Genomic DNA, 10,128 nt, shown 5'->3' on the forward strand with positions numbered 1-10,128 from the left:
TTAAATGCTGGTGTTATAAGTAGGAGATAAAAGCTGGAAGCTGTGCTTCTCTGTTTTTTCGTAGAGCCGGTTATTACACCACACATAGTTCACTTCATTCCAGGCCATGGCAGAGGCAGCGTCGGGGAAAAAGCCCCTGCCGTTCAAATTGGCGCTGGTATTGCACAACAGCGGTATTCCGCTCAGCTGCTTATAAGCCATTAACAGCTCATAGATCACGGGGTTATCCGTACTGTTCACTGTTTGCAGGCGGGCAGTACCATCCAGGTGGCATACGGCAGGGATCCTGTCTTTCCAGGCCGGCCTTACTTTGTGATCAAACAGCATATAGGGATCGCGTATGCCCGGTTCAAAAATATCCGGCGCATCTTCTTCCAGGCAAATGGGCGCAACAGGGCGGTAAGACTCCCTGCTTTTAATTTTGTTCAATACCCCCTTCATTGCAGCATCTGTTGCCGGCGCCAGAATGCTGCGGTTACCCAGGGCCCGGGGCCCCAGCTCTGCCGCACCATTGAGAAAAACCACCGGTTCATTTTTTTCAAAGAGCAGCTGCGCCAGCTCCTGTACCGAGGTTTCCTGCGCTATCCATTTTTCATCGGCACCATTATTTATTGCTGCAGGGCCACTATACACATTCCAGTCCAGCGCATAGTTAGTGCCGGCCGAAATCATTTCGCAACAGGCTGTTCCCAGCGCACTGCCGGAATCGTTGGGAAAAGGCGGCACCCATACTTCCTTAAACAAGCCGGTATTGCGGATAGCGCTGTTCCATTTTATATTTAATGCACAGCCGCCTGCAAAGCAAAGGTTAGGCTGCCTGCCCGGATATCTTTTTATTTTAGCTGTCAGCTTTTCTACCAGCAGCTGTTCCAGGAAAACATGAAAGGTGTGCAGGATATCTTCATCCCGGTAATTACGTCCCTGTATCTGCTGCAAAAAAGCTTTGGAAAAACTATTGGCAAACTGCATGTTCTTTTGCCCGGGCGCATCATAGATACTGCGAAAAACCGGCAGCAGCTCAGGCTTCAGCTCACCCAGCGCAATGTAGGCCATCACTTTTCCGGCTACGGAGAGCTGATCGTTCACTACACCTTCTTTTACTTTATAGGGCCCAAAGTGCTGGGAAAAAATGCTATAGATATTACCGATGAGCATAAATAACACGCCCAGGTTCTCTACGCTGCCTGTTTTATGATGAAAATAAAAAAGCTGCGGATACATGCCGCCATCCCAGATCAGCACAAATGCATCTTCCTGCTGATTTGCAAAAGGGCTGGTACAATAGGCACCGGCAATGTGCCCGGCTACATGCTGATAGCTGGCATAGCTTAAGCCGCTAAAACCCGGCATATCAAAACACTGACGTTCCAGTATGTTCTCCCGCATTACCATGCTGCCGTAACCGGCCAGCTTAACGGGGAAATTTCCTTTGCCCAGGTTGATGGTGATCTGTTCTTCCGGCGCCCAGCCATCCAATACCAGCCGGTCTATGCTGTTAAATGAATAGCCGTATTGCTGCAGCAGCTGCTCCAGCCGGTCCATCTCAATATTAAAATGCATGTAACGGGGGGCGTTGTCCAGCTTCTCCATTTCAATACAGCACACCAGCTGCTGGTCATCAATAAGCGCCACTGCGCCGTCGTGCGTTAGTTTAATGCCACATATGATCATAGTGCCGCTTCCTTAAAGGTTATACCGGAGTTAAACTGTATCTTCTCTATACGCGTATACAATACCTCATCGCTCCATATGTAATTAACGCCGTTCCATTCTGCGGCCGACCTTACATCCGGGAAAAAACCGCTGCCTTTGTAATTGGCGCTGGTATTGCATAACAGTGGAATGCCGCTTAGCCTTTCATAGGCTTTTAACACGGAGGCTATTACGCTGTTCTCCTGTTCATTAACGGTTTGCAGGCGCGCCGTTCCATCCAGGTGGCATATGGCAGGTATACGCTCTGCCCATCCGGGCCTTACCAGGTGATCAAATAACATATAGGGGTCGTGTGTGCCGGGGTCAAACATGGTCATGGCATTTTCTTCCAGGCAGATGGGAGATACCGGGCGGTAGGCTTCCCGGTCCTTTACACGGTTCAATATATCTTTCATGCCGGGGTGGGTGGCATCTGCCAGTATGCTCCTGTTGCCCAATGCACGGGGCCCCAGCTCTGCACGGCCGTTAATGAACACTACCGGTTCTTTGGTTTCATACAGCAGCCTGGCCAGCATTTCCACGGAGCAGTCTTTTTCTTCCCAGCCGGGAATAACACTGCTCTTTACCACTGCAGGCCCGCTGTACACATCCCATTGCAGCGCCCAGCGGCCGGTGGTTACTGCCATTTCTGCGCAGGCCATTCCAATGGCGCTGCCGGAATCATTGGGGAACGGCGGCACATACACCGCCTTAAAAAGCGGCATGCTGCGAATGGCGCTGTTCCATTTTATATTAAGCGCGCAACCGCCGGCTATACAAAGGTTGGCGCAGTTGCGGTTAAACCGTTTGATCTTTTTCTCCAGCTTCTCCTGCAACATTTTTTCCAGGTATAAATGAAAGGTGCAGAGAATGTCTTCATCAGAGTACCCCTGCCCGTTTACCTGCTCCTTAAATTTATTGGCAAATACATTGGCAAAACCCATTGGTTTATCATAGCACTTTTCATAGATCTTATCAAAGATGGGCAGCAGCTCATGTCTTTCTTCTCCCAACGCTATGTATGCCATTACTTTTCCTGCTACAGAAAGATCGTCTTTTGCAAAATTGCCCGTTACTTTAAAAGGGCCAAAGTGCTGTGAGAAGATGGTATAGATATTCCCGATCATCAGGAACAAGGGGCCTATGTTTTCAATGGCGCCTGACTTAGCGTGCACAAAATACAGGCGGGGATACATGCCGCCGTCCCATATCATCACATAGGCATCCTCCTGCCGGGCGGCAAAAGGGCTGGTGCAATAAGCGCTCATAATATGCCCGGTTACATGCAGGTAGCTGGTATACGGCAGCTCAGCAGCGCCTATCTTTAAACCGGTAAATTCCAGCGGCGTTAATACATTGTGCCGGGGCTCCCGTTCCTGGTATTGTGCTATGGACAGGCGGAAACTTTCTGCCCCGTTCCTGCAATCCAGGAAATTATTTTCTTTTCCAATGTGCAAACGCGGCTGAATGGCCAGCGCCTCATCATCATACCCGCCCCAGCCATCTATGGCAAACCGGTGTATATCGCCGAGGGCAATACCTTCACTGTGGAGTATATCCGTTATAGTTATATGGTTGTCAATGGCAGTATAACGGGGGTTGTTATTTATTTTCTCCAGCTCCGTGCTAAATAACAGCTGGTTGTTATTTACTACGGCAATACAACCATCGTGCGTAAGCTTAAGACCGCAGATCATCATAGTTGGTAAATAATTAATTACAGTTCAATAAGGTTTATGTCTTTTGAGGCGCTGCTGCTTTTCAGGGAAGCGGGGCTTAGCAGGGCGCTTTGTTTGCTGATAGTGGGATGGCTGAACAGCTGGTGTATTTCCAGCTGACCGGGGAATATTTCCTGGATAGCATTATACAGCCGGATCACCTTCAGGGAATTGCCGCCCAGGTCAAAGAAATTATCGTGCAAACCTATATGGCTGCTTTCCAGCACTTCTTCCCATAAGGTTAACAGCGTACGGGCAGCTTCTCCGGCCGGCGGTTCTGCAGGGTTACTGGTGTTACGGGGCAAGGCTGCGCGAGGATCCGGTAATGCGGCCTTGTTAACTTTCCCATGCTCATTTAACGGCAGCTGCGGTAAGGGTATTAACCAGGCGGGCAGCATATAAGCCGGCAGCTTTTGCTGCAGGTGATTGCGCAGATCAGCAGGGGTAATAATGCCGTCGCTTATAAAATAGGCTGCTATCTGCAGCTCTGCCTGGCTATCCTGTATAACGGTTACGTATACCTGCTGGATGCCCTGGTATTGTAAGATGGCCTGCTCTATTTCCGCGAGCTCAATGCGGTAGCCATTTACTTTCACCTGCCTGTCTGCACGGCCCAGGAATTCTATGGTACCATCTGCATGCCATTTACCCAGGTCGCCGGTGCAGTACAAACGGCCTTCGCCGTATGGATCAGGAATGAATTTTTTTGCGGTTTGTTCTTCGTCATATAAATACCCCCTGGATACGCCTGCACCTGCAATACAGATCTCGCCCGAAAAACCCAGCGGTACCTGCTGCCGGTGGCCATCCAGTATGTAGATGGCGGTATTGGGCAAGGGCCGGCCTATGTTGCAGTACGCCGCTGCATCGTCATTGGTGATACAGTAAGTGGAATCTACTGTGGCCTCTGTAACGCCGTATACATTCATTAAGGTGCTGCGCCCGTTCAACAGCGCGTGGTACCGGGTTACCAGTACCGGGCTCAGGGCTTCCCCGCCAGCCAGCGTGTAAGCAGGAAAATGCTTATCAGGTTGTATGTGCTTTAATATATAGTTAAGGTAACCGGGTGTAACATCCCACACATCTATACGGTGCTGTATAAGTGTTGTTACCAGCGCTTTAGGATCCTTGTGCGTGATTTCCGGTATCAGCATCAGCGCAGCGCCGGCCAGCAGTGGCGGAAACAATTGCTTTACAGAGGAATCAAAACTTACTGACGCATTCACCATCACCTTTAAGGGCCGGGCATGCTGTTTATAGATCACGGTATGCAGCCATGCGGAGAGGTTTACTACAGAATGATGCTCCACCATCACCCCTTTGGGACGGCCGGTGGTACCGGAAGTGTAAATTACATATGCCAGGCTGTCCGGTGTATTTACGGCAGGCAGATTTTGCGAAGGCTGCGCTGCAAGCTGCGCCTCATCCGGCACCAGGTAAGTGCAGGCGCCTGCTGTATCTATATAAGCCTGCTCCGCGATCAATACCTTTAAACGGCTATTCTCTGCAATGTATATTTTTCTTTCAGGCGGATAGGCCGGATCAATGGGCACATAGGCAGCTCCTGATTTGAGGATGCCAAGTATACCGGTCAGCAGCTTTTCAGAACGGTCCATCATAATGCCTACCCTGTCATTGGGCTGTACCTGGTGCAGGTTTCGCAGTAAAGCGGCCAGGCGGTTGGCCTGTTCATTCAGCTGCCGGTAGCTAAGCATTTTTTCTTCAAACAGCAGCGCCGGGCTATCAGGCGTAGCTTGTACCTGTTGTTCAAACAGGCTTACCAGTGTTTCACCCCTCAACAGTGGCGCGGCGGTATTGTTAAAGGCGGCCAGCGTTGCCTGTTCTGCAGTTGTCAGATAAGTGAATGCATTCAGTGTTGATGCCGGCTGCTGCACAATAGCGTTCAGCAGCTGCCGGTAATGTTCCAGCATGCGGGTTATCCAGCTGCTGTCGTATAGACCGGTGTTGTAAACTACATCTATTGCCAGGCCATTTTTTTGTTGTGTAAAGGTGATGGTAAGGTCAAACTTACTCTGTGTAGCCGGTACTGTTACCTCTTCCCAGTGCAGATGGTCCAGCGTTCCGGCAGCGGCTTCATTGCGGCTGTCGCGGAACACTACCATTATATCAAACAGGGGCGAACGGCTGATGTCGCGCTTTAGCTGCAGCTCTTCCAGCAGCTTGTCAAACGGGTAGTACTGGTGCTCCAGCGCATTCAGCAACATCTCTTTTACGCGGCCCAGCAGCTGAATAAAGCTCATGTCCCCGTTCAGCGTTGTTCTCAGCACCAGTGTATTTACATAAAAACCTACCTGGTCCTCCATATCCGGATGCCACCTGCCGCTGGCAGGGGTGCCTATCAAAAGATCTTCCTGCCCGGTATAGCGGTAACACAGGGTTTTAAGCGCTCCTATAAGCAGCATAAAAAGCGTGGCCTGGTTATCAGCCGCCAATTGCGACAGCGCCGCTGCAGTATCGTCGCCCAGCCATATGCCGGCCTCACTGCCCTGGTAGGTTTTAACCGCGGGCCGCAGGTGAGCGCCTGGCATGTCCAATACTGGTATGGCGCCAGCCAGCTGCTGTAGCCAGTAAGCCCGCATTTTTTCACCCCAGCCGGTGACAAACAGCTGCTGCTGCCAGGCTGCAAAATCGCGGTACTGGATCTTTAACGGCAGCCATGCAGCTGTTAGCTGCTGGTAGGCTGCCAGGATCTCCTGCATTATAACGTTCATGGATATACCATCTGAAATGGTATGATGCATGCATACTATAAAAAAGTAACCTTCCTCTGCATATTGTAATAAGGTGAGCTGCAGCAAGGGGCCGTTTTCCAGGTCAAATGCATATTGCATGTAAGCGCCGGCTGCTTCCAGCGCAAGGGCCTCCCGGCCGCGCAGATCCACATATTGTATCAGCTCCGGGTCCGGCAGTGCTGTATTTACTTTTTGCCGTACTTCTCCATTCACCATTATAAAAGTGGTGCGCAGGCTTTCGTGCCTGGCTATCAGTGAGCGATAGGCTTTGGTTAGTTTCACCACATCCAGCTTACCGGTTAGCCGGTATATGCTGCTCATATTGTAGGCGGCGCTGTTCTTTTCCAGGCGGTCCAGGATCCACAAGCGGCGCTGCATGTGTGATGGGGCGTAGTGTGCCTGCTCTTCCAGCACCGGTATGCTTTCTGCTGCCGGACTGCTTTGCGTAATAAGGGCCGCCAGCTGCTCAATGGTAGGGTTCATGAACAGGTCACGTAAAACCAGCTGCACCTGAAAGTGCCGGTTAATACCATGTATCACCTGCATGGCATTCAGGGAATGCCCGCCGGCCGCAAAGAAATTATCCTTTACGCCTATACGCTGCTGATCCAGCACCTGTGCCCAGATGACCGACAGCGCCTGCTCAACCGGCGTAGCTGCTGCAACAAACGTATTATGTGCAGCTGCTGTTGTGGTTTGCAGTAATAAGTTACGGTCTATTTTACCGTTAGGGGTTAAAGGGAACTTCTCCAGCCAGTGCACCTGCGGCGGTACCATATAGGCTGGTAATTGCTGCTGCAGCCTTTCCCGGATCAGTTGCGGGTTAAGAGCCGCAGGCGCTGTATAATATGCTGCCAGGTACTGATCGCCCGCATTTTTGTAAATGCCCGTTACCAGCGCACCCTGCACACCCGGCACCTGCAGCAGGGCCTGTTCAATTTCACCGGGCTCTATACGGTAACCTCTTATTTTCAGCTGATGATCTTTTCTGCCCAAAAATTCCAGGTTACCATCCGGCAGCCATTTGCCTATATCGCCGGTAAGGTAAAGTGTGGAACCTTCATAAAAAGGATCCGGTATAAATTTCTGAGCCGTTAAGGCTGGCTGGTTCAGGTAACTGCCTGCCACCCCCGGGCCTGCAATGGCAACTTCCCCTTTTACACCGGGTGGCAGCAGGTTCATATGTGCATCTACAACATAAATCCGTTTGCCATCAATGGGCCTGCCAATGGTGACGGCAGCATCCTGTGGCTTAAACAAATAACAGGTGCTGTAAGTAGTATCTTCAGAGGGACCGTATAAATTTCTTAAACGTATATCCGTTTTGGTTAGTTGTTCCGCAAGGCCGGGATATAATGGTTCACCGGCCAGGTTAATGCTTTTAACATTAAGCAGTAACACGCCGTTCTTTAACAGCTGGTCCATTACACTGGGCACTGTATTGATAAGGATGTTGCGGTCTGCCTCCAGGTGCTCAGCTATGTGCAGCCCGGATTGCAGCACCCGCACGCTTTTCCCTGCGCTCAGGGGATACAGCAGCTCAAAAACAGACAGGTCAAAACAGTAAGAGGTAACTGCATATACAATATCTGCCTGATCTGCTGCAAACTCCCGTTGCGCCCAGCTTATCAGCGACCATAAATTATAGTGTGTGATGGGAATGCCTTTGGGCTGCCCGGTTGAGCCGGAGGTATAGATCACATAGGCCGGGTCATGTATGCTGCGGGTTAATTGCAAAGGCCATACCACAGGCTGCTGTACATTCAGCAGCTGCGTAGTTGTGATAGCATGAACAGGCGGTGTAAAATGATGCACATACTGCTCTTCCGTTATGGCGGCTGTAAGCCCGCTATCGCTAATGATATGCGCAATACGGTTAGGCGGATAGGCCGGATCAACCGGTACATAAGCGGCGCCGGAGAACAGGATGCCCAGCAACGCGGCTACCATTTTCTCAGAACGGTCCATCATTAAGCCTACCCGGTCATTAGGCCGTATGCCCAGCGCATGCAGATAGGCGGCTATGCGCTGCGCCTGTTGCAGCAGCTCATGGTATTGTACTTTGGCAGTATCGTAAACAACAGCGGTGTGCTGTGGATGCCTTTGCGCCGCTGCTTCCAGCAGGTCTGTAACAAACCTGGGTGGTTCCTGTAAAGGTATGTCAGCCAGGCTGTATTGCTGCAGCAGCTGTTGCTGTGCTGCAGCGCTCATCATCGGCAGCTTGTTAAGCGGCGTATGCGGCGCTACTATAATATGTTCAAGGATGTTCCTGTAATGTTCCAGCAAGCGTGCTATGGTAGCCCGCTCAAACAGGTCTGTGCTATATTCAAGCACCAGCTGCAGCTGAGCGCCGGTTTCATATACATAAAGGGTAAGATCAAATTTGCTGCTGATAGTTTCCAGCCAGTAAGGGGTGGTTTGCAATGCGGCAGAACCGTTAATGGTATGCGGTGTGCGCGCGTCCTGCTGCATGGCCAGCATTACATCAAATAAAGGCGAGTGGCTCAGATCCCGCTCCTGCTGCAGCGCCTTCACCATTTCATCAAAGGGATACAGCTGATGCGCAAAGGCTTCCAGTACATTTTCCTTTACCCGCTGCAGTAATTTTTCAAAACTGTCATTGCCGGAAAAGGTAGTTCTGAGCGGCAGCGTATTTACATAGCAGCCCACCTGGTTTTCCAGGCCGCCTGCTTCCCTGCCGGATACCGGTGTGCCGGTTACAATATCTTCCTGCCCGCTGTAACGGTATAACAATGCTTTTAAAGCAGCCAGCAGCACCATAAACAGCGTGGCGCTGCTACCGGCCGATAATTCATGCAGCCTGCTTACCAGCGCTGCATCCAGTTCCATAAGAACAGCGCTGCCATGACTGCTGCGGATCCGGGGCCGCGGAAAATCCAATGGTAATTCCAACAGCGGAGCAGGTACAGCAAACTGCTGCTGCCAGTATTGCCGGTGTAAGGCCAGGTTCTCATCAACAGCAGGGCTGTTCATGAAATGTGCATAGTCCTTATACTGCAAATGCAATGCGGGTAAAACATTTTCCTTACAAGCCGCGGCATACAGTATTTCCAGCTCGCGGAACAATATATTTACAGACCAGCCATCGGCCACAATATGATGCACGGCCAGCAATAAGATCCATGCTTCTTCCTGCAGCTGCAATAGCTGTACATTAAACAAGGGGCCTTGTGCAAGATCAAAATGGCGCTGCTGCAGGTTTTGTATAATATTGTGGATACTTTGCTCCTGCTGCTCATCCTGCCGCAGATCTGTATAAATTATCCTACAGGGAACATCATCCGCCGCGAGGATCACCTGCCGCAGCTCTCCCTCCACCATTGCAAAGATGGTACGTAAACTTTCATGACGGGCTACCAATCCGTTAAAACATTGCTCCAGTAAATGAAGCTGTAATTTTCCCTGCAGGCGGGAGCCGGCGTAAATATGATAGGCGCCCTGGTCGTAGCCCAGCTGGGTAAGCAGCCATATTCTTTTCTGCGCGTGCGATACCTGGTAGCTGGCCTGTACAGGCGCGGGTTCTATTTTATAAGACACAGCTGCTGCTGAAAGCAGGCCGGCCATTTCATGTAATAACGGGTGAATGAACACATCCCGCAAGGGCAGCTGTACCTGCCATTGTTCCTGCAGGCGGCTTACCAGCTGCGTGGCTTTAATGGAATTGCCGCCTAAGGCAAAGAAGTTATCGGTACGGTTAATTACAGCTGTTTCCAGGACAGTGCTCCATAATGCTGATAACCGCTGTTCCCACAGGGTATCCGGCGCAGCAGCTGTTTCAGCAGCTGTTAGCGCCTGCAGGGCCGCCAGATCTGTTTTGCCATTGGCTGTAACCGGGAAAGCATCCAGCTGTATAAATTCAGCAGGGATCATGTAATAGGGCAGCTTGCCCGAAAGCCAGCTCTTTATTGCTGCTGCCTCAAATTCTTCCGCTATTATATATGCCC

Annotated in this window: 3 protein-coding genes; all 3 read right to left on the reverse strand. The window is 50.9% G+C overall.

Annotation, left to right across the window (positions count from 1 at the left end):
• The 3 genes from VIM87_RS05725 to VIM87_RS05735 are packed head-to-tail and all read right to left on the reverse strand — an operon-like array spanning position 1 to position 10,120.
• Entirely contained in the window at positions 1–1,671 is a 1,671-nt protein-coding gene (locus VIM87_RS05725; protein WP_331996052.1) for a carbamoyltransferase N-terminal domain-containing protein, read from the reverse strand.
• Positions 1,668–3,392, reverse strand: a complete 1,725-nt coding sequence (locus VIM87_RS05730) for a carbamoyltransferase N-terminal domain-containing protein (protein WP_331996053.1) — start codon at positions 3,390–3,392, stop codon at positions 1,668–1,670. The genes VIM87_RS05725 and VIM87_RS05730 overlap by 4 nt, the downstream gene beginning before the upstream one ends.
• Before the next feature lie 17 nt (positions 3,393–3,409).
• Positions 3,410–10,120, reverse strand: a complete 6,711-nt coding sequence (locus VIM87_RS05735; RefSeq protein WP_331996054.1) for an amino acid adenylation domain-containing protein — start codon at positions 10,118–10,120, stop codon at positions 3,410–3,412.
• Positions 10,121–10,128: the final 8 nt, after the last annotated feature.

Source organism: Chitinophaga sp. (assembly GCF_036569125.1).
Taxonomy (GTDB): domain Bacteria; phylum Bacteroidota; class Bacteroidia; order Chitinophagales; family Chitinophagaceae; genus Chitinophaga.

Coding starts and splice junctions, on each gene's coding strand:
- VIM87_RS05725 (WP_331996052.1), bottom strand. CDS start 1,671: ATGATCATATGTGGCATTAAACTAACGCACGACGGCGCAGTGGCGCTT.
- VIM87_RS05730 (WP_331996053.1), bottom strand. CDS start 3,392: ATGATGATCTGCGGTCTTAAGCTTACGCACGATGGTTGTATTGCCGTA.